At 60.3% G+C, this 22,491-nt stretch carries 20 protein-coding genes; 6 read left to right on the top strand and 14 right to left on the bottom strand.

The window, feature by feature from the left end; translation table 11 throughout:
• Positions 1-253: 253 nt before the first annotated feature.
• Entirely contained in the window at positions 254-2,041 is a 1,788-nt protein-coding gene (gene aspS / locus GR183_RS06245) for an aspartate--tRNA ligase (protein ID WP_160774714.1), read from the bottom strand.
• A 438-nt stretch (positions 2,042-2,479) separates the two neighbouring features.
• Here aspS and rnd point away from each other — a divergent pair, with 438 nt between their 5' ends.
• Entirely contained in the window at positions 2,480-3,706 is a 1,227-nt protein-coding gene (gene rnd, locus GR183_RS06240; RefSeq protein ID WP_160774713.1) for a ribonuclease D, read from the top strand.
• Between the two features lie 27 nt (positions 3,707-3,733).
• Here rnd and GR183_RS06235 read toward each other — a convergent pair whose 3' ends face one another.
• From GR183_RS06235 to GR183_RS06215, 5 genes are all read right to left on the bottom strand, one after another.
• Entirely contained in the window at positions 3,734-5,263 is a 1,530-nt protein-coding gene (locus GR183_RS06235) for a Ppx/GppA family phosphatase (RefSeq protein ID WP_160774712.1), read from the bottom strand.
• Positions 5,256-7,490, bottom strand: a complete 2,235-nt coding sequence (locus GR183_RS06230; RefSeq protein WP_160774711.1) for an RNA degradosome polyphosphate kinase — start codon at positions 7,488-7,490, stop codon at positions 5,256-5,258. Before GR183_RS06230 ends, GR183_RS06235 begins: the two co-directional genes overlap by 8 nt.
• A 116-nt stretch (positions 7,491-7,606) precedes the next feature.
• Positions 7,607-8,296, bottom strand: a complete 690-nt coding sequence (locus GR183_RS06225; protein WP_160774710.1) for an HdaA/DnaA family protein — start codon at positions 8,294-8,296, stop codon at positions 7,607-7,609.
• On the bottom strand, positions 8,289-9,383 hold the full coding sequence (locus tag GR183_RS06220) for an AI-2E family transporter (RefSeq protein WP_160774709.1): 1,095 nt from the start codon (positions 9,381-9,383) through the stop codon (positions 8,289-8,291). The genes GR183_RS06225 and GR183_RS06220 overlap by 8 nt, the downstream gene beginning before the upstream one ends.
• A complete protein-coding gene (locus GR183_RS06215) occupies positions 9,380-9,988 on the bottom strand; it encodes a CDP-alcohol phosphatidyltransferase family protein (RefSeq protein WP_202395855.1) in 609 nt (202 codons plus the stop codon). Before GR183_RS06215 ends, GR183_RS06220 begins: the two co-directional genes overlap by 4 nt.
• A gap of 141 nt (positions 9,989-10,129) precedes the next feature.
• On the opposite strand from GR183_RS06215, the gene purM reads away from it, so the two are divergent.
• Both purM and purN read left to right on the top strand, forming a co-directional pair.
• Positions 10,130-11,206 carry a phosphoribosylformylglycinamidine cyclo-ligase gene (purM, locus tag GR183_RS06210; RefSeq protein WP_160774708.1) on the top strand — a complete coding sequence of 359 codons (1,077 nt, stop codon included), beginning with the start codon at positions 10,130-10,132 and terminating at the stop codon, positions 11,204-11,206.
• 1 nt (position 11,207) lies between these two features.
• On the top strand, positions 11,208-11,864 hold the full coding sequence (gene purN, locus GR183_RS06205) for a phosphoribosylglycinamide formyltransferase (RefSeq protein WP_160774707.1): 657 nt from the start codon (positions 11,208-11,210) through the stop codon (positions 11,862-11,864).
• Here the strand turns inward: purN and GR183_RS06200 are convergent.
• A complete protein-coding gene (locus GR183_RS06200) occupies positions 11,861-12,583 on the bottom strand; it encodes a helix-turn-helix transcriptional regulator (RefSeq protein ID WP_160774706.1) in 723 nt (240 codons plus the stop codon). The genes purN and GR183_RS06200 overlap by 4 nt on opposite strands.
• Before the next feature lie 97 nt (positions 12,584-12,680).
• Here GR183_RS06200 and GR183_RS06195 point away from each other — a divergent pair, with 97 nt between their 5' ends.
• The gene (locus GR183_RS06195; RefSeq protein WP_160774705.1) at positions 12,681-13,406 is read left to right on the top strand and encodes a glutathione S-transferase family protein; all 726 of its coding nucleotides are present in this window, start codon (positions 12,681-12,683) and stop codon (positions 13,404-13,406) included.
• An 8-nt stretch (positions 13,407-13,414) separates the two neighbouring features.
• Here the strand turns inward: GR183_RS06195 and GR183_RS06190 are convergent, their stop codons facing one another.
• The 3 genes from GR183_RS06190 to GR183_RS06180 all read right to left on the bottom strand — a co-directional run bounded on the left by GR183_RS06190 (position 13,415) and on the right by GR183_RS06180 (position 17,031).
• Positions 13,415-15,496, bottom strand: coding sequence for a molybdopterin-containing oxidoreductase family protein (locus GR183_RS06190; RefSeq protein ID WP_160774704.1), 2,082 nt, complete (start codon positions 15,494-15,496; stop codon positions 13,415-13,417).
• 195 nt (positions 15,497-15,691) lie between these two features.
• Positions 15,692-16,114 carry a nucleoside-diphosphate kinase gene (gene ndk, locus GR183_RS06185; RefSeq protein ID WP_160774703.1) on the bottom strand — a complete coding sequence of 141 codons (423 nt, stop codon included), beginning with the start codon at positions 16,112-16,114 and terminating at the stop codon, positions 15,692-15,694.
• 212 nt (positions 16,115-16,326) lie between these two features.
• Positions 16,327-17,031, bottom strand: coding sequence for a glutathione S-transferase N-terminal domain-containing protein (locus GR183_RS06180; RefSeq protein WP_160774702.1), 705 nt, complete (start codon positions 17,029-17,031; stop codon positions 16,327-16,329).
• 229 nt (positions 17,032-17,260) lie between these two features.
• Between GR183_RS06180 and GR183_RS06175 the strand changes: the two genes are divergently transcribed.
• On the top strand, positions 17,261-17,788 hold the full coding sequence (locus GR183_RS06175) for a DinB family protein (protein ID WP_160774701.1): 528 nt from the start codon (positions 17,261-17,263) through the stop codon (positions 17,786-17,788).
• A gap of 9 nt (positions 17,789-17,797) precedes the next feature.
• On the opposite strand, the gene GR183_RS06170 is transcribed toward GR183_RS06175, so the two are convergent.
• Both GR183_RS06170 and GR183_RS06165 read right to left on the bottom strand, forming a co-directional pair.
• Positions 17,798-18,406 carry a VOC family protein gene (locus GR183_RS06170; RefSeq protein ID WP_312846783.1) on the bottom strand — a complete coding sequence of 203 codons (609 nt, stop codon included), beginning with the start codon at positions 18,404-18,406 and terminating at the stop codon, positions 17,798-17,800.
• Complete coding sequence (locus GR183_RS06165) at positions 18,336-18,668, bottom strand: hypothetical protein (protein ID WP_160774699.1); 333 nt, start codon at positions 18,666-18,668, stop codon at positions 18,336-18,338. Before GR183_RS06165 ends, GR183_RS06170 begins: the two co-directional genes overlap by 71 nt.
• Positions 18,669-18,698: 30 nt before the next feature.
• Between GR183_RS06165 and GR183_RS06160 the strand changes: the two genes are divergently transcribed.
• On the top strand, positions 18,699-19,823 hold the full coding sequence (locus tag GR183_RS06160) for a M20 family metallopeptidase (protein WP_160774698.1): 1,125 nt from the start codon (positions 18,699-18,701) through the stop codon (positions 19,821-19,823).
• Positions 19,824-20,157: 334 nt separating this feature from the next.
• On the opposite strand, the gene GR183_RS06155 is transcribed toward GR183_RS06160, so the two are convergent.
• Positions 20,158-20,982, bottom strand: coding sequence for a cyclase family protein (locus GR183_RS06155; protein WP_160774697.1), 825 nt, complete (start codon positions 20,980-20,982; stop codon positions 20,158-20,160).
• A gap of 99 nt (positions 20,983-21,081) precedes the next feature.
• Complete coding sequence (locus GR183_RS06150) at positions 21,082-22,470, bottom strand: MFS transporter (protein ID WP_160774696.1); 1,389 nt, start codon at positions 22,468-22,470, stop codon at positions 21,082-21,084.
• Between the last annotated feature and the right edge of the window lie 21 nt (positions 22,471-22,491).

Raw genomic sequence — 22,491 nt, 5'->3', positions numbered from 1 at the left:
TCACCCCTGGCGACAACCGGCCCTTGAACGTATCCCGCAAAATCCGAACCTGTTTTGGCAGCATGGATACGCTCAAGGCATTGATCTGGGAGCGGTTTCCTATCACGAAAGCGCTCCGGCAACGTCCATTGACGATAATTCGTCTCGACGCAACATCATCTTCCATGGCCGTTACGCAAGCGGGCGTCCGACCGGCAGGTCAAACGCCCATAGCCTGTTTTCATCCGTACTGGCAATCCACCGGCCCCGGTATTCAGCCGTTTTCCGGAAGATTGAGACGGATATGCAACTCGCGCAACTGCTTCGGCGTCGCCTCCGACGGTGCTCCCATCAGCAGGTCATGCGCCTGCTGGTTCATCGGGAACAACGTCACCTCGCGCAGGTTTATCGCGCCGACAATCAGCATGACGATCCGGTCGATACCCGCCGCCATACCGCCATGCGGCGGAGCGCCGTACTGGAAAGCCCGGTACATTCCGCCGAACTTGTCCTCAAGCGTCTTCTCATCGTAGCCGGCGATGGCGAAGGCTTTCTTCATCGTTTCGGGGCTGTGGTTTCTGATCGCACCCGAGGCGATCTCATAACCATTGCAGACCATATCGTATTGATAGGCCTTGAGTTCCAGCGGATCGGTGGAAGTCAGTCCGTCATAGCCGCCCTGCGGCATGGAGAAGGGATTGTGGGAGAACTCGACTTTCTTTTCGTCCTCGTCCCACTCGTACATCGGAAAATCGATGATCCATGCAAGCTCGTAGCGGTCGCGGTCGATCAGGTTCAGGTCCTCACCGACCTTGATGCGTGCCTTGCCGGCGAAGTCTACGAATTTCTTCGGCTCGCCTGCGATGAAGAAAGCGGCATCGCCATCGCCAAGGCCGAGCTGGAGGCGAATCTCCTCCGTACGTTCGGGTCCGATGTTCTTGGCGATCGGGCCCGCCCCTTCCAGATGCTCTCCTTCCTTGCGCCAGAATATGTAGCCAAGGCCCGGCTGGCCTTCGCCCTGCGCCCAGGAGTTCATGCGGTCGCAAAAGGCGCGACTGCCGCCGCCACGTGCCGGCAATGCCCAGATTTCGTTATGCGAATCGCCTTCCAGCATGCGCGCGAAGATCTTGAAGCCGGAACCGGCGAAATGCTTGCTGACGCCTTGCATTTCGATCGGGTTGCGCAGATCCGGCTTGTCGGTGCCGTATTTGCGAAGCGCCTCCGCATAGGGAATGCGCGGGAATGTTTCGGTAACGGGCTTGCCGCCCGAAAATTCCATGAAGAGGTCGCGTAGAACCGGCTCCATCGCCTGGAAGACGTCTTCCTGCTCGACGAAGCTCATTTCAAGGTCGAGCTGGTAGAACTCACCCGGCAAGCGGTCGGCGCGAGGGTCCTCGTCGCGGAAGCAGGGCGCTATCTGGAAATAGCGGTCGAAGCCCGACATCATCAGCAGCTGCTTGAACTGCTGCGGCGCCTGCGGCAACGCGTAGAACTTGCCCGGATGCAGCCGCGAAGGCACCAGGAAGTCGCGCGCGCCCTCAGGTGATGAAGCCGTGAGGATCGGGGTCTGGTATTCGGTAAAGCCGACATCGGACATCCGCTTGCGGATGGAGGCGATGACCTGCGAGCGAATCTTGATGTTCTTGTGCAGCGTTTCCCTGCGAAGGTCCAGAAAACGATACGTTAGACGCACATCTTCCGGGTACTCAGGCTCGCCGAAGACGGGCAGCGGCAGTTCCTTTGCCGCGCCAAGGACCTCGAGATCGCGAATGAAGATCTCGATGTGTCCCGTCGGCAGGTTTGTATTGATCGTCTCATCGGAGCGTTTCTTCACATCGCCGTCGATGCGCAGGCACCATTCCGCTCGCACCGTCTCGGCGAGAGCGAAGGCGGCCGAATCCGGGTCGACCACGCACTGCGTAATCCCGTAGTCGTCGCGCAGGTCGATGAACAACAGGCCGCCATGATCGCGCACCCGATGAACCCAGCCGGAAAGGCGAGCGGTTTCACCCACATGGGTTTCGCGCAGATCTCCGCACGTGTGGCTGCGATAGCGATGCATAAGTGTCCTCGACAGAGTGTCAGAAATTGAATTCGTTCTTTCCGCGCGCCATGCGCGCCGGGTGGACAAGCCATGTCACGCCGGCAAAGTCAAGATTCGGCCCTGCCCAAGCCCCCGGGTGGAGGCGGAAGGCGCGGGGATTCGGGACAGCGATTTATCAGTCTTGCATCCTGTTCACAAGCAAGTGCCCTTCGGACGGCGAAAGTCGTCGTCGGCCGTTTTCCGACGGCCATTGCCGGCTTCGATTTCGGGTGAACGGGTCATTGGCAACCCCTCGCGCAGGAATCGTCGCTGTATCCACCATGCGATCAAGCGCACTTTTTGCACTCCGTCCGGACCGAAACGCGACCTTCGACGAAGAGTTGAAAGGAAGATGGTTGCACTCCGGCGGTTTCGTGGCGACAAATGGGCGAAGCTGAGGTATATCTCGCGATCACCATGAAAGTAATCACAAGAACCTCAGAACTGGCTGCTGTCTGCGAACGTCTGTCAGAGCACGCCTTCATCACGGTCGATACGGAATTCCTTCGCGAAACCACTTTCTGGCCGAAGCTTTGCGTCATTCAGATGGCTTCGCCGGAAGAAGCCGTCATCGTGGACGCGCTGTCTGGCGACCTGGACCTCAAGCCATTCTTCGAATTGATGAAAAACGAGGCGGTGACGAAGGTTTTCCATGCCGCGCGGCAGGATATCGAGATCGTCTATCATCGCGGCGGATTTATCCCGCACCCCGTTTTCGACACGCAGGTCGCGGCAATGGTCTGCGGCTTTGGCGATTCTATCTCCTATGACCAGCTGGTTCAGAAGATTACGGGCGCTCGGATCGACAAGTCCTCGCGTTTTACGGACTGGTCGCGCAGACCTTTGAGCGAAAAGCAGCTTGAATACGCGCTTGCGGATGTCACACACCTGCGCGAGGTCTACCGTTTTCTGCAGGTCAATCTCGCCGAGCAGGATCGCAGCCACTGGGTAGGCGACGAAATGGAGGTCCTGACATCGGAGGCGACTTATCGCACCGATCCGGAAAAGGCCTGGCAGCGCCTGAAACTTCGTGTGCGAAAGCCTATCGAACTGGCGGTACTTCAGGAGCTTGCCGCGTGGCGCGAGCGCGAAGCGCAGACGCGCGACGTTCCGCGCAACCGTGTGCTCAAGGACGACGCGATCTATGAGATCGCCACCCAGCAACCGAAAAACGCCAATGCCCTTGGTGTACTGCGCACAATCCCTCGAGGGTTCGAGCGTTCGCGCTCGGCGGATGATATCCTGTCGGCGGTCAGACGCGCGCTGGCGATTCCCAAGGACCAGCTTCCCACCTTGCCGAAGGGGCGTCCGGCGCCTGACGGTTCGGCTGCGGCGGTGGACTTGCTGAAGGTCCTCCTGAAGCTCGTTAGCGAAGAGCATGGCGTTGCGGCAAAGGTCATTGCAACGGTTGAAGATCTTGAGCGCATCGCCGCCGACGATGAAGCCGACGTTGCGGCACTCAAAGGCTGGCGGCGTGAGCTTTTCGGCGAAACGGCGCTGAAGCTCAAGACGGGCGAAATCGCGCTTGCCTTCAACGGGCGGCGTGTCGTCGCCGTGCCTCAAACCGCCGATATCGCCGAAAAGCCTTCGCCAAAACGCAAACGGCGTCAGGGCCGGGGCAAGTCGCAATTGGCGGCGGAATAGTTTCGATGCCCCTGCCCGAATCGCCCTTTACGGCAGCGGCAGGACAATCCCTTTCATGCCAACGAGCTTGGCAAACTGCCCCATGCGCTTGCGCAACCGCTCGCCGTCGAGATCGGCGAGTTCGCCGGAAAGCCGCAGCATGGCGGAATCCCCGTCTATCACGACTTCGGTCCTGGGAAGGATACCTTCAACCGACGCGGTGATGACCGATGCAACACGCAACGCGGCGCCGAGGATCCTCGCCCTTTCCTTGATGCGCGAATTGGCGAGTTCGCGAATGCGGGGGCTCAACGCATCGTCGATGAGGCCCTGGTGGCGATAGTAGACCGCAAGCGCCAGATAGGCTCGCCCGGCATGGTCGACCCCGACGAAACCGGCATTCGAGATGATATTGAGGCTTTGTTCGCCCCGGTAATCCGGATGCGCTCGCCAGCCGATATCCGATAGCAGGCAGCTTGCCTCGCGGAGGCGCTTTTCCTCATCCGTTTCATCGATACCGGTTGCGGAAAAGAGCCTGCCCGTCCAGTCGATAAGCTCTTCGGCATAAGCTGGAGAACGCGATCTGAGCAGGGAAAGTTCGCGTGCGGCTTCCACCAGCGGATCCATGGCCCGCGCCTCAGGCGTCATCAGGTCGAATAGCAGGCCTTCGCGCACGCCAAGCGCCGAAAACACGACCCTGCGCGGTTTCATCCGCTTCAGCGTGCGCTCCATCACCGCCGCGCCGAAAGCAAGCAGGGGCCGCCGCGCTTTCGAGACCACCTCGATGCAATCGATCGAATCGATGTCGCGGCGCACCACCATCTGGCAAAAGTCGATAGCCTCCTCGAGCGCGATCGAATAGTCGTGCATCACGTGAAGCGGATAGCCTTCCTGAAAAAGGTGCAGCCGCCCGAGCGAGCGCCATGTGCCGCCGACCGCGTAAAAATCCTTCCCCTCGCCTCCTGACAGCCAGTCGATCTTCTGGAGGTATTCGTCCGCAATCTTCTGCGCCTTGGCGGGTTTGCCGTCTGCCGTTTCCTGAAGGCGTATACCTCCGAGCGGCAGCGTCTTTCCGCGTCCTACCGTTTCCCCGTCCACCTCGACGAGTTCAAGGCTGCCGCCACCCAGATCTCCAACGATACCGGAGGGATGCCAGATGCCGGACATGATGCCACAGGCGGAAAGCCGCGCTTCGTCCTTTCCCGAAAGAACCTTGACCTTCACTCCGCAGATGCGTTCCGCATCGGCAATGAACTCCGCGCCGTTTTCCGCGTCGCGCGCAGCCGCTGTCGCAAGAACGTGCAGGTCCTTCACGTCCGACTGGTCGCATATGCGTCGAAAGCGGACCAGCGTGGAAAGCGCCAGCGCCACGGACTCGTTCGCAAGCCTGCCTGTCTTGCCGACACCGCGCCCAAGTCCCGCCAGCACCTTTTCGTTGAACAACGTGGTCGGCGCCCTGGACAGCCGCTCGTAGACGACAAGGCGTACCGAGTTCGAGCCGATGTCGATGACAGCGACGGGACCGGTCCCGTTCAGGCGGCCGCGCACGGGCGTTTCCCTTTCGGCTTCATCAGCCACGCTTCTGCGGCTCCAGGATCGACTTCGGAGAATGGCTCTTCAGCGACTTGCCGCGTCCCGAGAGCGAAGGGTTCGTCATGAAATACTCATGCGCGTTAAACGGTTCTTCGCCTTTGGCGGGCGTGATCCTTACATGTCCGCCATCCGGCAGCAAACGCCAGCTTTGCTGGTTGTCCTTCAGGTTGGCCACCATGATCTGCTCCAGAACCTGCTCGTGAACGGTAGGGGTTAGCAGCGGCGCCAATGTTTCCACACGCCTGTCGATGTTGCGCGGCATCAGGTCGGCGGAGCCGATATAGACGAGAGCTTTCGCAGAGGGAAGCCCATAGCCGTTGCCGAAACAGAAAATACGGCTGTGCTCCAGAAAACGCCCAACGATGGACTTGGCCCGGATGTTTTCCGAAAGCCCCGGAATTCCGGGCCTCAGGCAGCATATGCCTCGCACGACAAGGTCGATTTCCACACCCGCCTGGCTTGCCTCGTAAAGGGCGTCGATGATCTCCGGATCGACCAGCGAATTCATCTTCATCCAGATTTGCGCCGGGCGTTTGGCTTTCGCGTGTTTAGCTTCTTCACGAATGAGCCTGAGGATATCGCTCCGCAACGTAATCGGAGAAACCATGAGCCGCTCAAGGCCGGCCGGCTCGGCGTAACCGGTGATGAAGTTGAAAATCTTTGCCACGTCCCGCGCGATCACCTCGTCCGCGGTAAAGAACGAAAGGTCCGTGTAGATCCGCGCCGTGATCGGGTGATAGTTGCCCGTACCGATATGGCAGTAGGTCTTGAGCTCCCCGTGTTCGCGGCGAACGACCATGGAAAGCTTCGCATGCGTCTTGAGCTCCAGGAACCCGAAGACGACCTGTACGCCCGCACGTTCGAGGTCCCGCGCCCAGCGGATATTCGCCTCCTCGTCGAAGCGGGCCTTAAGCTCCACAAGCGCGGTTACGGATTTCCCGGCCTCCGCGGCTTCGGCGAGCGCCTTCACGATGGGGGAATCGTTCGAGGTGCGGTAGAGCGTCTGCTTGATCGCCACGACGTCCGGGTCCTGTGCTGCCTGCCGCAGGAACTGGACCACCACGTCAAAGGACTCATACGGGTGGTGGACGACGATGTCCTTTTGCTGGATCGCCGAGAAGCAGTCTCCGCCATGTTCGCGGATACGCTCCGGAAAACGCGCCGAGAAAGGATGGAACTTGAGATCGTCCCGGTCGATGCTGACAAGCTGGGAAAGGTTGTTGAGCGCCAGAAGCCCGTCAACCAGGAAGATCTCGTCATCTTGAACGTTCAGCGCCTCCGCAACGAATTCCCTGAGCGCCTTGGGCGTCGATTTTTCGATCTCCAGGCGGATGACCGAGCCGCGGCGCCGCCGCTTTAGCGCGGATTCAAAAAGCCGAACCAGATCTTCGGCCTCTTCCTCGATCTCGATATCGGAATCGCGGATCACGCGGAAGACGCCCTTGCCGCGCACCTCGTAGCCGGGAAACAGTCTCGAGATGAAAAGCCCGATGGCATTTTCGATCGTGATGAAGCGCTGAACCTCTTCCTTGTTTTTCTGGGACGGGAGTTGCACGAACCGGTCGAGCTGCACCGGCATGCGCAACAGCGCCGTCATTCCGCGTCCGCCCTTAGCTGCCGCAAGTTCCAGGACGAGCGAAAATCCCAGGTTCGGGATGAACGGGAAAGGATGGGCCGGGTCGATGGCAAGGGGCGTCAGCACCGGAAAGATATGCGACAGGAAATGGTCCTCCAGCCAGGCCATTTCCGCCTTCCTGAGATCGGGTCCGTCGACGATGACGATGCCTGTCTCCGAAAGCTTCTCCTTGAGGGAACGCCAGCACCGCTGCTGCTCGCTCTGCAGGCGCTGTGCGGCCTGGCCGATCTTTTCAAGCTGCCCGGTCGGCGTCAGCCCGTCTTCGGAGCGTGTCGCGACATCCGCACGCTGCTGGCCCCGCAGGCCCGCCACGCGAACCATGAAAAATTCATCAAGGTTGTTCGCCGAGATCGACAGGAAGCGCAGCCGCTCGAGCATCGGATGGGATCCGTTTTCCGATTCTTCCAGGACCCGGTGGTTGAACTGCAGCCAGGAAAGCTCGCGGTTCATGAAACGCTCGGGCTGCCCGGCAAGCGCTTCCGCGGCGTCGAGGCGTTTGGGCAGCACGGCGACCGGCTGGTTTTCCGTTGCCTCCATGCGCTTAGGTTTTGCGGGCGCTTCTGTCGTTTCGGTCATTTCACGAACTCCGGGATCGGTATAAGCCCGACCCTATCCTGCGACTATGACGGATTTTCATTACCAGCGAAGCTGTGGCAAAACCCTTAGCCCGCCCGTTTATGCCGCCTGCCCCGTCATTCAGATGATGATGACAGCATTTCCAGGCACTTTCCGGCAAGCGGACGCGTGATTTTCTTCCGGTCGGCAAGAGACATGCGATCAAGCAGGTTGACCAGCCGACCGGCAACCGCGAGCGAGCGTTCCATGCGCACCACAAGGAACTCGATCACGGCCGGGTCGACCATGATCTGACGGTCCGCGAAGAGTTTCACCAGAAGTCGGCGCAGGAGGTCATCATCCGGTTCCTCGATCTCCACGGGCGTTGCCGCGCGCAAGCGGGAGGCAAGGTCCGGCACGGTCAACTTCCAGCTTTGCGGCCATGTACGGCTGGTGATGAGTACATGCGCTCCCGACTGACGACAGGTGTTCAAAAGGTGGAACATCGCCTTTTCGTCGAACCCCGCGTGGGCATCCTCCACCGCGACCGCACCTTGCGCGGCAAGCGCGGATGGCTCCGTCAGGTGGAGATCGGCGGCCGCCACCTTGCGGGCGCCGGAAAGTTCACGCCAGATTTCGACGAGATGGGTCTTGCCCGCGCCGATCGGCCCGGCAAGCAACACGACGTCGGACGGCCAGTCCGGCCAGCGGTCGATCAGTTCGAAAGCGGCGCGATTGGAGGCGCCGATCAGGAAATCGTCGCGGCCTAGCGCTTCTTCGTATGGCAGGTCCAAGGGGATCTGGCCGGCGCCGATCGGATCAGCCATCGTCCTCCTCCCATTTATTCGGTGGGCTTCCGGTACCCCTGTAGAGCGGGCTGGACCTGTATTGCTCAAGGGCGAAGCGCACCAGAACGGCAATCATGGCCGAGACCGGAACTGCGACAAGCAGCCCGACGAAGCCGAAAAGATACCCGAAAGCGAAGAGCGCGAACATGAGCCAGACGGGATGCAGCCCGACACTGCGCCCTACGAGCCTTGGCTGGAGGATATTGCCTTCCAGGAACTGACCGATGGCGAACACAGCGAACACGGCCACGATCCAGTGCCAGTCCGGCCAGAATTGCACAAGCGCGACGCCAAGAGACACGACGAAGCCCAACGTCGCACCGACATAGGGAATGAAACTTACCATGCCCGCGCCAAGTCCGATCAGAAGTCCGAAATTGAGCCCGACCGCTGCAAGTCCGACGGCGTAGAAGATGCCGAGCAGCAGGCACACGCTGAACTGGCCTCGGACGAAGCCGGCCACGGCGCCGTCCATTTCCCGGGCCAACCTGTGAATGACATCCCTGTGGTCGCGCGGCAGCCAGTCGTCGATCTTCGCCACCATCCTGTCCCAGTCGAGGAGAAGGTAGAATGCGACGACAGGCGTGATGACGAACAACGAGATGATGGAGAGAACAGCCTGCCCGCCGCTCCAGACGGATTGAAGCAGGCCACCGAACCAACTCGCGCTCTTGCTCAGGATATCACCCAGGTTCGACTGGATATCCTTGACGCCGATACCGGTTACGGATTGCAGACGGGTGCCGAACTGCTCCGTAATGATGCTTTGAAGCTGGCCGATCAGTTTCGGCAGGTTTTCGATGAAGCCGGCAAGCTGGCTACCCAGGATCGGCAGAATGACGATCAGCGCAAGGATGAATAAAATCACGAACAAAATGAGGATGGTGACCGTCGCCGCAAGCCTGTTGAGGCCCATTGCCTCGAGCCGGTCGGCGATCGGGTCCAGAAGATAGGCGAGTGCCATGCCGGCGACAAACGGCAACAGGATCGGGCTGAAGACATAAAGAAAGGCGATCGCGGCGACCAGCGCCAGCAGCCAGAAAGAAATTTGGCGTTGCAGGGTCACGGTCGCTTGTCTCCGTTCCGGTGGTCGCTGGCGGCGGAATTATCCTGAAGCGATGTTTCTTCACCCGCCATGTGGTGCAGCCAGGTAACGAGATACGCAGCGGCAGATATGAGCGTCAAGCCGCCGGTGATCCAAACGAGACCGCCTTCCACCCTATCCACGCTGACGTTGAAGGCTGCCTGCCCCAGAACGAGCGTGATCAGGGTAATCTGGGCAAGCGTATTCGCCTTGCTGACGAAGAGCGGCCTGACCGTTACCGGATGGTCCATGACCCAGGATATGACGACGGCACCGATGATCAGGAAGTCGCGAGCGACGGCTGCGATCACCAGCCAACTGGGGATAAGGCCGGCAAGCCCGAGCGAAACGAAGGCCGCGATGAGAAGCGCCTTGTCCGCCACCGGGTCGAGATACGAACCAAGCTGGCTGCGCAGGTCGAAGCGCCGCGCGATAAAACCGTCTGCGGCATCCGAAACACCTGCCGCCAGAAACACCCAGAATGCCGTCGCTTCCCGCTCGTCGACCACGAGCCAGACGAATATCGGCACGGCGATGAGCCTTGCGATGGTGATGAAATTGGGCAGCGTCACCCGCAGCATCTCCATGAAATTAGCATTCAATGTAAACCGTTGGCGTTCCCTTTACCGTCTTTTGCGGCGGCGCGGAATTGCGAATTCTTACGTTCCCGCCTTGCCCTTGCTTCGCCCGCATTGTAGACGCGGCGGAAAGATTTCCGGAGAACCCCGATGAGCGATACTTCCGGCCGAAAGGCGAATGGTCTCACCTATGCCGATGCCGGCGTGGACATCGACGCGGGAAATGCCCTGGTCGAGCGTATCAAACCTTTCGTCAAGGCGACTGCCCGGCCCGGCGCGGACAGCGCAATCGGCGGTTTCGGCGGACTGTTCGATCTGAAAGCCGCAGGCTTTACGGATCCGGTTCTCGTTGCCGCAAACGACGGCGTCGGCACGAAGCTCAAGATCGCGATCGACACCGGCATTCATGACACGGTCGGCATCGACCTTGTCGCCATGTGTGTGAACGATCTCGTGGTCCAAGGCGCGGAACCCTTGTTTTTCCTCGATTATTACGCCTGCGGCGCGCTTGATGTGGAGGCCGCGGCAAGCGTCGTCAAGGGCATTGCCGATGGTTGTCGCATGGCCGGCTGCGCGCTCATCGGTGGCGAGACGGCGGAAATGCCGGGCATGTACGCGGCAAAGGACTACGATCTCGCCGGTTTTGCGGTTGGTGCCGTCAACCGTGATGGATTGCTGCCGCGCGGCGACGTTAGCGAAGGCGACGTTCTCTTGGGCCTCGCCTCGTCGGGCGTTCATTCAAATGGATTCTCGCTGGTCCGCAGAATTGTCGAGCGTTCAGGCATTTCCTTTGCCGACGCAGCGCCCTTCGCCGATGGCTCGACACTGGCGCAAGCCCTGATGACGCCGACCAGGATCTACGTGAAGCCTCTCCTTGCCGCAATCAGGCGCACTTCGGGGGTCAAGGCGCTTGCCCATATCACCGGAGGCGGATTGCCGGAAAATCTGCCGCGCGTTCTGCCTTCCGCGCTTTCGGCTGAAATCGATTTGTCGGCGGTTTCCGTACCACCCGTATTCGCGTGGCTCGCGCGCGAAGGCGTGGTATCGCAGGCCGAAATGCTCAGGACCTTCAACTGCGGCATTGGCATGGTCATCGTCGTCGCAAAGCAGGACGCTTCCACAATCAGGGAAATTCTGACGCAGGAAGGCGAGCAGGTTTTCGAAATAGGTCGAATGATTGCGCGGAGCGACGCACCGGTGGTCTTCAACGGCGCGCTGGAGCTTTGAAATGACGTCGCGAAAGCGTGTAGCGGTGCTGATTTCAGGACGCGGCAGCAATATGACCGCTCTGATCGAAGCCGCGCGCGCCGACGGCTATCCGGCTGAAATCGCGCTGGTCGTATCCAATGTGCCGGGCGCTGGCGGACTCGAAAAGGCGGCGTCGGAGGGTATCGAGACCACGACGGTCGATCATCGCGGACGCGGATCGCGACAGGCATTCGAGGAAGAACTCGACCGCACGATCCGCGCAAAGGATATCGATCTCATCTGCCTTGCGGGTTTCATGCGCATCCTGACGCCATGGTTCATCGAACGCTGGCACGACCGCATTCTCAATATCCACCCTGCCCTGCTACCATCCTTCAAGGGGCTCGATACGCATGCCCGCGCGCTTGCGGAAGGGTGTCTCATTCATGGCGCCACAGTCCATTTCGTCCGCAGCGAGATGGATGCCGGCCCGATTATCGTGCAGGGAGCGGTACCGGTGATGGACGGCGACGATGCCGTGACGCTCGCGGCACGCGTCCTCACCGTGGAACACAAGATTTACCCGCAAGCTCTTGCGCTCGTAGCGTCAGAACGAACAAGTGTTGAGGGAATGCGCGTACGAACAGGCGTTGAAGGCTCGAACGACTTCAGGTCCTTAATTGTACCGGAAAATTAGCTCGCTGCGACCTTCCGCTCCTGCTTGTAGCGTTCCAGTTCCTGGAGTTGCTGCTCATTCCAGTCGGAGAAGAGTTTCTGTCGGTTCACCGGTGTGCGCCGGTTTGTAACCGTCATTTCGATAATCCGGTCCGTTCTGAAATTGCGAAAATCCTGACGCAACTCGCACCAGGCGCCGAGCACGCGCGATTGCTGGAAAAAACCGAGCACGATCGGCCAGATCCTGCGCCTTTCAGGCATACGATCCGGCACTTGATAGAGAATTTCCACGATCTGCCCGCTCCTAAGCGCCGCGCGCAATTCAGGAAGTTCGATCCGCTCTTGCGGAAACGGCTCGAAAACGGGCGCATACAGGGGGATCTCGATAAATTCATCGCGCATCGTAGCGGGCAGCACCGCCGCGATTTTCGCCACCGCATTTCGCGCCGCCTTGGCCAACGCCGCATCGCCTCTGCTTTCTGCCATGCGCAGGCCCAGCATGACGGCCTCCATCTCGTCGGTGTCGAACATCATTGGCGGGAGGTCGTAGCCTGCTTCGAGGATATAGCCGACCCCGGCCTCACCGCGTATCGGCACGCCGCTTGCCTCCAGTGCCACCATGTCGCGATAGATAGTCCTTAGCGAAACCTCAAGCTCCTCCGCGATGTAGCGCCCGCTTACCGGTCTTCGCTCACGCCTCAACACCTGGATGATCTGCAGCAGTCTGTCGGCGCGGCGCATCGTCAACGTCCCTGGAACCGAACGGGAGGATGCTGACATTATGCTGTCAGTACTACTGGCGTATCAAGCGGCTATCCAAAAACCGGGAGATCACGCCATGCTTACACTCATAGCTTTCCCTTCGATGCCGGGGACCCGCAGCCTCAGCGCCTTTTGCTATAAGGCCGAAGCCCTGCTTGCCATGGCCGGCAAGCCGTATATCTGCGAATACATCGTCGATCTTTCCGTGACACCGCGCGGCAAGGTGCCGGTGCTGAGAGATGGCGAACTCGTCATACCCGACAGCGCGCTCATTCAGGCGCATCTGGAGCGTTACCACGGGCTAAATGCCGACAGGTCCCTGACGACAATGGAATTGTCAGTCGCGGAAGCATTCCGCCGCCTTGGCGAGGATCATCTCTATTGGGTGATCCTCTACAGCCGTTGGATCGACCCGCGAAATGAAACGACAATGATAAACGGCGTCTTGAGCGCACTGCCCGAAGAACAGCGACAGCCGGCGTTCAGGGAAATCAGGGCATCGGTGAAGGAGAAGCTCGCCGCCCATGGCATCGGTTTGCATGAGCCTACGGAAATCTATGCTTCGGGACAAAGGGATCTCGACGCGATTGCGGGATATCTCGACGATAAGGCGTATTTTCTGGGCGACGAACCGACAACTGTCGATGCAACGCTCGTGGGCCTCTTGTCGAATGTTCTGAACCCCGCTTTTGCGTCGCCACTCAGGTCATATGCCGAGACGATTCCGGCCTTCCGCGATTATGTGATCCGCTTCGAAGAAGCGGTTTTCGGCGACAAGGCAATCGTTCCGGCAGCAGCTTAATAGGTCGATCAGGCCTTCCTGATCCATATGGCGGTGTCATGAAACGCGGCACCGCCATAGGGCGCGACAGGATCGGCGCCCGTCAGTGTGTTGATGCCGTTTCCGTCCGGATAGGCATCGTTCGGCCAGATGCCTTCCGCAATCACCACACCCTGTTTCAGCCCTTCCGTATAGCGCGCATGCAGCGTCACCCGGCCCCGCTTGTTTCCCAGCACGACCACGTCGCCATCCGCAATACCGAGCGCGCTCGCGTCCTCAGGCAGGATCATGACTTCCGGCCGGCCCTCCTTCTTTCGGGAACCGGGCGTCTCGTTGAAGGTGGAATTCAGGAAGGAGCGCGCCGGCGACGTCGCAAGGCGGAATGGGTGGGTTTCATCAGCTTCCTCGACCACCGGCCAGTAATCGGGCAAAGTCGGCATCTCCGCCCAGGGTCCCATCGGCCCATTGTTGGCCGCCGGGATACGGGGCCAGTCCGGCTTGAACCGAAACTTGCCATCCGGATAAGCGAAACCGTTGATATAATGAGCGCTTTCGAAATCTGGCTGACAATCGAGCCAACGCTTTTCCTCCAGTTCCTCAAGAGTTCCGTAGCCGGACTTCTGCAGCATCCAGTCTACATGTTCGCGCGCCGTCATCCTGAAGCCGGGATGTTCCTTCGCGCCTGTCCGCTGCGCTATCTCGTTTTGAACGTACAGGTTTTCCCGCGCCTCGCCCGGCCCGTCGGTCAGTTTCGGCCCGAAAATGAGATACTGGTGCCCGCCCCCCTTGTAGATGTCGTCATGCTCCAGAAACTGCGTTGCCGGCAGGACGACATCGGCCATTTGCGCCGTTTCCGTCATGAACTGTTCGTGCACGCAGACGAACAGGTCATCGCGGGAAAAACCTTCTTTTACAAGGGCTTGCTCGGGCGCGACCGAGACCGGATTGGTGTTCTGGATCAACATCGCCGCAACGGGCGGTCCGTCCTGAAGGGCCTCGCCGTCGCCGGTCAGGATGCGCCCGATCAGGCACTGATCGAGGCGACGCGTCGTTTCGTCAACGATATCAATACCTTCGACCATGGTCTTGTTGAGTTCGTAGATGCGCCCGTTGTTGTGGAACGCGCCGCCGCCTTCATATTTCCAGGCCCCCGTGACCGAGGCGATGCAGGAAGCGGCATGCATGGAAACCGTACCGTTGCGAGAGCGGGTGAAACCGTAGCCGAGGCGGAAGAACGTCCGTTTCGTTTCACCCACCATGCGGGCAAAAGTCTCGATTTCCCCGATCGTCAGACCGGTGATAGATGCCGCCCATTCGGGCGTGCGCGTCTTCACATGCGCTTCGAGTTCGCGCGGCGCATCGGTGTATTTTTCAAGGTAGTCGCGGTCGGCAAATCCGTCGCGGAAGAGCACATGCATGACCGCGCAGGCAAGTGCCGCATCAGTTCCCGGCTTCAGCACAAGACCGATATCGGCCTGCTTCAGCGTTTCCGTCGGATAGACGTCGATGACGGCGATCTTCGCCCCGCGCGTCTTCCTGGCCGATATCGCATGGGTCATGACGTTGACCTGCGTGCTGACCGGGTTCGTGCCCCAGATCACGACGAAATCGGAAACCGCCATTTCGCGCGGATCGGGCCCGGCAAGCCGTCCCGTACCGGCGATATAACCGTTCCAGGCCATGTTCGTGCAAATCGTATCATATTGGTGGGAATAGCTTTTCGCGTGTCGCAACCGATGGAGGCCGTCGCGCTGAACGAGGCCCATGGTGCCCGCGAAGTGATACGGCCAGACGGCCTGCGCCCCGAAACGTTCTTCCGCTTCCAGGAACTTTTCGGCAACGATATCGAGCGCCTTGTCCCAGCTCACGCGCTCGAAACGCCCGTCCCCTTTCGCGCCGACGCGCACGAGCGGATGCGTCAGCCGGTCGGGATGATAAAGCCGTTCGGTATAGCGAGCGACTTTCGCGCAGATGACGCCCGCGGTGTAGCGATTGTCCTTCGCCCCGCGAATACGCCCGATCCTGCCGTCCGGCAGCACTTCCACATCGAGTGCGCAGGTTGACGGACAATCGTGCGGACAGGCGGAAGAGCGAATAACCGGCGCGTTCATGAGCGTTCCATGGCGAGGACAAGAATATGAAAGATAGCGGTTGTCGACCTCATGACCACCGCTGTCAAGCTGCGCCGCGGCGGCGATCCTCCTCCATTCGGCCAGTCCCCGCAGGTGCGTCGAGGAAAAAGAAAAACGGGGCTGGCACGTCGCCAGCCCCGCACAAAAAGGTTATTCAGAAATCCGCCGGAGATCTCAGCCGACGATTTCGGTCTGCGAGAACCAGTAGGCGATCTCCTCCGCCGCTGTCTCGGCCGCATCGGAACCGTGGACGGAGTTTTCGCCGATGGATTCGGCGAATTTCTTGCGGATCGTTCCTTCCGCTGCGTCCGCCGGATTGGTCGCGCCCATCACGTCGCGGTTCTTCGCGATCGCATTCTCGCCTTCCAGGACCTGAACGACCGTCGGGCCGGAAGACATGAACTCCACGAGTTCATCAAAGAACGGGCGCTCCTTGTGGACCGCATAGAAGCCTTCCGCTTCGCGGCGCGACATCCACACGCGCTTGGAAGCAACGACGCGCAGGCCCGCCTCTTCCAGCATGGCCGTGATGGCGCCGGTCAGGTTGCGCTTCGTCGCATCCGGCTTGATCATCGAGAAAGTGCGTTCGATCGCCATGAAAACAGTCCCGTCTTGTCTTTTCGCAGGCGGCGTTCGGTCCGCCGCACTTGCGATCGTTTTGAAACCCATAAAGACAAGCCGGCACCGCGATGGAAATAGCGGTCGCCGGCTCGCTCCTGTTGCGGGCACGGGTATAGCCTCGTGCCTTTATCCCCGCAAGACCGGATAACGGGGCTTAACAGCCTTGGCGCAGGATAAAGTTCGTCGCCTCAAGCCGCGGCTGCCGCCTGACCCGTCGCCACCTTGCGGCCGAGACCGTCGTACATATCCAGAAGGCGCTCGAACCAGGCATGTACCGGAGTACCTGCCTCAAGAAGGTCGATGTCGCTCACCACTCTACCCCACTGGAGAGCGGCGAAGATAACATAGTCGCCGTAAAGCGGGGATTCGCCGCCGACGAACGGCTGGCTTGCCAGCATCAGTTCAAGCGGCTTCAGCGCCTTCGCAAGGTCGCCGAGGCGGTTTTCCCGGCCCGCCTGCACTTCTTCCAAAGACTTGCCGAAGCGCTGCTCGCGCGTCGTGCGGAAATAGGCCTGATCGTCCGGCGCCAGAACGTCGTGCACGTCCTTGACGACGAGCGAGGCGAAGATCGGCATCATCGAAATCACGTAGCTTTCGAAGAAATGGCTTGCCGCACGCCCGCCTTCGCCGCCGAATAGGCTCGGCCTGTCGGGATATGCGTCTTCCAGATAGGCCGCGATCGCAGTGCTGTCGCAGATCGTCTTGTCGCCGTCGACGAGGATCGGCACCGTCTTGCCGGCCTCCGGCGCGATATCCTTGATCTTGGTGAAGGGTGTCGGGCGAACTTCAACCTCGATCCCCTTGTGCGCCAACGCATAGACGGTGCGCCAGCAGTAAGGGCTGAAGCGCTGCTCGGGGTTGGCGCCGCACAGATCGTACAGGATCGGTTTCAAGGGTGTCCTCCAGTATTGGGTCATCTTTCGCGCGCGAAACTAACCGCAATCGACGCTACGTCGAAGCACGGCTGCGTGATCGACAGTTCGAATTGCAACATCGAGCGCACGTAATGGCAATTCGGCCCGCAATCGCCATCAATTTGACCCTGCGCAATGCGCAGTCAACTCTTCCGTGCCTGGATATGTTAATATGTAGAATTCAGCGTCTTGTGAAAGCGAGGGCAAGATGAAGGCCGCATTGCTCATGTTCGCCGAATACAACCGCTGGGCCAACGCACGTATTCTGAAGGGCTGCGAAGACTTGTCGCCCGAAGAATATCACCGCGACCTCGGCGCCTATTTCCGCTCCATCCACGGCACGCTCGACCATCTCCTCGTGGCCGACCTTATCTGGATGCACCGCTTCACGGGACTGGGAGATTCTTTCGACAGCCTGGACGAAGTACTGACGGAGGATTTTCCAGCTCTGAAGGAACGCCGCAGCCATGTGGACGAGCGCATCCTCGCATTCGTTCAGCAATTGAACGAAGCGGATATCATGCGCACGATCCTCTATCGCACCATTCGCAAGCCTCTGGTGATGGAACAGCCGCTCGGCTCGGCGATGTTCCACGTCTTCAACCACCAGACGCACCACCGCGGGCAAGCCCACACCTTCCTGACGATGCTGGGCCGCAAGCCGGAAGCGCTCGACATGATCTACTTCCAGCGCGAAACCGGGATCGGCATGGCGAAAAACGCAAATGCCGCCTGAGGATCGGCCTTAACCCTGCCAGCGTTCGACATGGACGAAGCCGGCGAAAGGACGCCCCTCCATCTCGCACACGTCCTTCAGGGAACGGCGGTAGAATTTGACGTTCGTGTAATCCTCGAAGCGAATGAAATAAGGCTCGTTGACCGGCCCCTGATACTGCTGGCCGGTCAGCACGGACCGGTGCGTCTTGCCGAACTCGTCCACGCCTTCGCCGATCACCACGCCCACATGCTCAAGACCCATGCGATAGACGCACTGGTGCATCGGCGGGATGAGCTCGATCATCCGCACGCTGAAGCCATCTCCCAGATCGAGCGGCGACCGCAACAGGATCTTCGAGATCGGCCGGCCGTTCCATACGTTCTCGAGATTTGCTTGCGCATGTTCTTCGAGGCGTGCGCGCGCCTCAAGGTATTCAGGGTAGGTCAGCGTGCGAAACGCGAGATGGCTGATCTCGCACCCTTCGATGGAAATGCCGAGATCCGTAAGCCTGGATTTCTGCATCGAAAAGAAACCCTCGCAGTTCCCGAGTATGTCAATCAGTGGGTCATTTCCGCTCAAGGCAAGACTCCGGTCGATCCAGCATCTGAAATGGTACCTCCTGCCGGCTACCGGCACCGGACTGGCCTAAGCCGGCCCGGACGGGCACGGAAACAAAGATAATCGCGGTGGAAGAAAATTCGCCTAAATCCTCATTCAACTTGAAGACATCGATTGCCCCGCCCGTTGCCTGCACAGTGCCTTCGACCATGTAACGAACAGGTGCGAATTGTTTATCGTGCGTGTTTGCCTGCGCGCCTGCACGTCTGCGATAGTCTTCTTCGCTTTCCGATTCACGAGCAGGGAACGCTTGCGCCCGAAATGCCGCGCGCCCCTGCATTCCAAACAGATTTCGAAGAAGGGATATGACATGGCGGAGCCGGATGTCGAAGCGCTGGTGGAAGGCATCAATCGTTGGGTCGAGGTTGAAACGAACACGCCCGATGCCGCCGACCTCGATCGGCTGATGGGCATTGTGGCGGGCGAAGCCTCGGGGTTCGGCGCCGGTATCAAGCGCTTTCCGGGGCGGAGCGGACGCGGCGGGCACCTCCTCGTGCGCTCGCCCTGGGGCGGCCTGGACGAGCCCTATATCCTCACCCTCAGCCATCTGGACACCGTGCACCCGAAGGGAACGCTCTCCACCACGCTTCCCATCCGCCGCGACGGCGACAAGCTTTACGGTCCCGGTGTCTGCGACATGAAGGCGGGCGCCTATATCGCGCTCGATGCGATGCGCCGCATCGCCGAGGGGCGCAAATCCGCGCCCCTTCCCGTCTGGCATCTTTTCACGTCCGATGAGGAGATCGGCAGCCCGACATCGCAAGCGCTGATCGAAGAGCTCGGGGAACGCGCGAAATACTGCATCGTGACGGAACCGGCGCGCAACGGCGGGCACATCGTGACGGCACGCAAGGGCGTCGCGCGTTTCGAGCTGATCGTCGAAGGCCGCCCCTCGCACGCCGGTGCGCGCCATCACGACGGGCGAAGCGCCATCAAGGAACTGGCACACCAGATCCTGACACTCGAAGCCATGACGGACTACGAGCGTGGCATAACCGTCAATGTCGGCGTAATCCAGGGCGGCACGGGCTCAAACGTGATCGCGCAGCATGCGCGCGCCGACATCGACCTGCGCGTGCCCACGGCGCAGGCCGGCGAGGAGATGGTGGCCAAGATCACGGGACTGAAGCCCCAGACGGACGGATGCACGGTGACCGTGACCGGAGGCATGAACCGCCCGCCTTTCGAGCAGAGCGAAGCCTCCAGACGCCTGTTCGCCCATGCCGCGGGACTGGCGGAGGAAATCGGCTTCGAGCTGATCGGCGAGCATACGGGCGGCGGATCTGACGGCAACTTCATCGCCGACAAGGTGGCGACGATCGACGGCATGGGTGCCGACGGCGACGGCGTTCACACGCTCAATGAGCATATATTCGTCTCGTCGCTCGTCCCGCGCATGACGCTCATAAAGCGGCTTTACGAAACGCTGGAGTGAGCGGACAGGCGGGCGGTGAAGGCACCTGAAAGACACCCTCACCCGGCCCCTCTCCCGCCAAACTCGGGTGTTCCCCAGTTTGGATGAAAAAATGCGAAGCCGGAAACATCCGACTTCGCCTGGAGAGTGGGCGCAAGCGGCTCCTCCTCTACCCGATATCAAGTGCAGAAAATTGGGACACCGCATAAATCAGGAGCATAAATGCCGGCCGCATTCTCCCTTACCTCTCCCTTGAAGGGAGAGGTCGGCGCGACAGCGCCGGGTGAGGGTGAAGCCAGGTTCACGTCATCCGATCGTTCGGTAACTACGCTCGATGCTCGGCTCCAGACAGCGCTCAAACCAGAGCGAAAACCCTGCTCGGTCCGCCGGAAGCACCCTTGATCTTCGGTCCGCCAAGGACGAAGGTCGCGCCCGTTGCCGGCACATCGTCGAGGTTCGCCACGCATTCCACGCCCCAGCGCCCCGACGGCAGCCAGGCATAATGCGTCGCGAAATCCTCTGACGCTCCGAAGTCGAGCGAAAGCGTGTCGACCGCCATCCCGACCACGCCTTTTTCCATCATGTACATCGCCGCTTCGACGTGAAAGCCCGGAAAATGCATCCGGCCCTCCGGGTCGGTATTGCGGAACTTTTCGCCCGTGACATATCGCGCCCAGCCCGAATTCATGGCCACGCATCCGCCGTTGGGCAGGTCGCCGTTTGCCGCTTCCCAGGTTTTCAGATCGTCGGGGGTAAGCTGGTAATCGGTATCGGACGCCGCCTTTTCCTTGATGTCGACGACGGCAAGCGGAACGACAAGCTGATCGGCGCCTATCGACGATGCATCGACCCCATCCGCGGAAAAATGTATCGGTGCGTCGAGATGGGTGCCCGTGTGCTCCACGATCGTCCAGGTGAACATGTTGTAGCCGTCCTTGTCGAAGGCGGCATTGCGCTCCATCGAAAGCTGAGGTTTGCCGAAGAACGTCGGGAAATCCGGCCCTAGCGCATGCGTGAGATCCACCACCCTGGAAAAGGATGCGCCTTGCGCGATTGCGGGGCGCGGCGGCGGAAAAGCCGTGAAAACCGCGGCCCCCGCGCCCGCAGCTCCCAGCCCCTTGAAAAACCCGCGCCGGCTCAGGCGGCGCATGACCGTTTCCTGGCACCCTGGTACGCACATGAAGCGTTCCCCCCTGTGTTGAATGTTTTATTGCCGGGAAAGCGTATGACGTTACGGAATATTATTGCAAAGCAAAAGTCGACAGACCGGTCATCAGGCCTACGCGGCAGCCTGCGGCGCGTGTTTTTCCGCCTTCACACAGGCCGCGACCGGGAAAAGGGCGGCAAGCGTCAGGCCCGAGGTTACCAGGAACATCATGGTGAAGCCGCCCGTCTCGCTGTGGATTGCGCTGGCGATGGCGACGCCGATCGTGCCGCCTAGCAACTGAATGGTGAAATTTACGCCCGTTGCCTTGCCCCTGCCCTCTAGCGGCACGGCATTCAGCACCGTCCTGCGCCCTGCGATAGCGTAAAACGGCATCGAAGCCCCCCAGATAAGAAGAAACACGACGATTGGCGCCAGCCGATCCATCCAGGTAGAAATGCCGATACCGGCGAGCGCAAAGCCGCTTGCCAGCATGGCGATCAGGAGCGGTGGACGCGAACCGAACCTGTCAGCGCATTTGCCGGCAATATAGGAAACGCCCAGCGAAGGCAAAACGGCAAGCACGATGACAAGGCCCGCATTGAGCGGGGAAAGCCCAAGGACTTGCTGCAGGTAGAGCGCCAGGAAGACGAAAACGACCATCTTGCCGAACTGAAACATGAAAAAAGCGGAACAACTTGCCGAGAACGCTGTGATACGCAGAAGCTCAAGATCGACAAGCGGTGCGTTGGTCTTCAGTTCCGCGAAGGTGAACGCCGAAAGCAGGACGAGCCCTGAGAGGACCAGGCCAAGGGTCGCCGGCGACGACCAGCCCCAGTCGGCACCTTGCATGACACCGCCGACGAAGGCGCCCAACCCGGCGACCAGAAGAACAAAGCCGCGCATGTCGAGAATAAACCGCGCTTCGGCCTCATCGCCGCCGTGAGCGGGCTTGGGCGGCACCCAGGCCGAATGGATGACGGCGATAATAACGGCGATCACCGGCAGGTTGACCCAGAAAATCCACCTCCAGGAGACCACTTCCGAGAAATACCCGCCGAGCAGCGGCCCCGACGACATGAAGACCGCGGCGATCGTCACCTGAACGCCGAGCGCAAGCCCTCGATCCCCGGAGGAAAAGAGCGCGGTTCCAATCGCCATCGACGCCGGCACGATTATCCCTGCGCCTACGCCCTGCAACCCTCGCGCTGCGATCAGTATGCCGCCGCTTTCCGAGAACCCCGCCGCAAGCGACGACAGGCCGAAAATGGCAAGGCCAACCGTCAGCATTCGCGTCTGACCAAGCTCGTCGACAAGCTTTCCACCAACGGCGACGAAGCTTGTGAAGGTCAGCAGATAAACGTTCACCACCCAGTGCGAAACAACGACGGAGAGGCCGAGCTCGGAGCGGATCGTGACGAGCGCGACACCGACGATCGTCTCGTCGAGCACCATCAGACCGAAGGTAAAGGCGGATGAGAGCAGAACCCACCAGCGGCGATTGCCATCGTCGATAAGCGCCATGCCGGCCTCTCGCTCCCGGTG

This window comes from Stappia sediminis, from assembly GCF_009826895.1.
In the GTDB taxonomy this organism is placed as follows: Bacteria; Pseudomonadota; Alphaproteobacteria; order Rhizobiales; family Stappiaceae; genus Hongsoonwoonella; species Hongsoonwoonella sediminis.
Note: the sequence above shows the minus strand (reverse complement) of the source record. Positions and strands in the feature narration are given on the sequence as shown.

Bases quoted from the DNA above. Each gene is read 5' to 3' on its own strand.
- rnd (WP_160774713.1), top strand. From the start codon at position 2,480: ATGAAAGTAATCACAAGAACCTCAGAACTGGCTGCTGTCTGCGAACGT.
- GR183_RS06175 (WP_160774701.1), top strand. From the start codon at position 17,261: ATGAAGGCCGCATTGCTCATGTTCGCCGAATACAACCGCTGGGCCAAC.
- GR183_RS06165 (WP_160774699.1), bottom strand. From the start codon at position 18,668: ATGCAGGGGCGCGCGGCATTTCGGGCGCAAGCGTTCCCTGCTCGTGAA.
- GR183_RS06215 (WP_202395855.1), bottom strand. From the start codon at position 9,988: ATGGAGATGCTGCGGGTGACGCTGCCCAATTTCATCACCATCGCAAGG.
- GR183_RS06150 (WP_160774696.1), bottom strand. From the start codon at position 22,470: ATGGCGCTTATCGACGATGGCAATCGCCGCTGGTGGGTTCTGCTCTCA.
- GR183_RS06190 (WP_160774704.1), bottom strand. From the start codon at position 15,496: ATGAACGCGCCGGTTATTCGCTCTTCCGCCTGTCCGCACGATTGTCCG.
- purM (WP_160774708.1), top strand. From the start codon at position 10,130: ATGAGCGATACTTCCGGCCGAAAGGCGAATGGTCTCACCTATGCCGAT.
- GR183_RS06155 (WP_160774697.1), bottom strand. From the start codon at position 20,982: ATGTGCGTACCAGGGTGCCAGGAAACGGTCATGCGCCGCCTGAGCCGG.
- GR183_RS06230 (WP_160774711.1), bottom strand. From the start codon at position 7,490: ATGACCGAAACGACAGAAGCGCCCGCAAAACCTAAGCGCATGGAGGCA.
- GR183_RS06200 (WP_160774706.1), bottom strand. From the start codon at position 12,583: ATGCGCCGCGCCGACAGACTGCTGCAGATCATCCAGGTGTTGAGGCGT.
- aspS (WP_160774714.1), bottom strand. From the start codon at position 2,041: ATGCATCGCTATCGCAGCCACACGTGCGGAGATCTGCGCGAAACCCAT.
- GR183_RS06195 (WP_160774705.1), top strand. From the start codon at position 12,681: ATGCTTACACTCATAGCTTTCCCTTCGATGCCGGGGACCCGCAGCCTC.
- GR183_RS06160 (WP_160774698.1), top strand. From the start codon at position 18,699: ATGGCGGAGCCGGATGTCGAAGCGCTGGTGGAAGGCATCAATCGTTGG.
- purN (WP_160774707.1), top strand. From the start codon at position 11,208: ATGACGTCGCGAAAGCGTGTAGCGGTGCTGATTTCAGGACGCGGCAGC.
- GR183_RS06225 (WP_160774710.1), bottom strand. From the start codon at position 8,296: ATGGCTGATCCGATCGGCGCCGGCCAGATCCCCTTGGACCTGCCATAC.
- ndk (WP_160774703.1), bottom strand. From the start codon at position 16,114: ATGGCGATCGAACGCACTTTCTCGATGATCAAGCCGGATGCGACGAAG.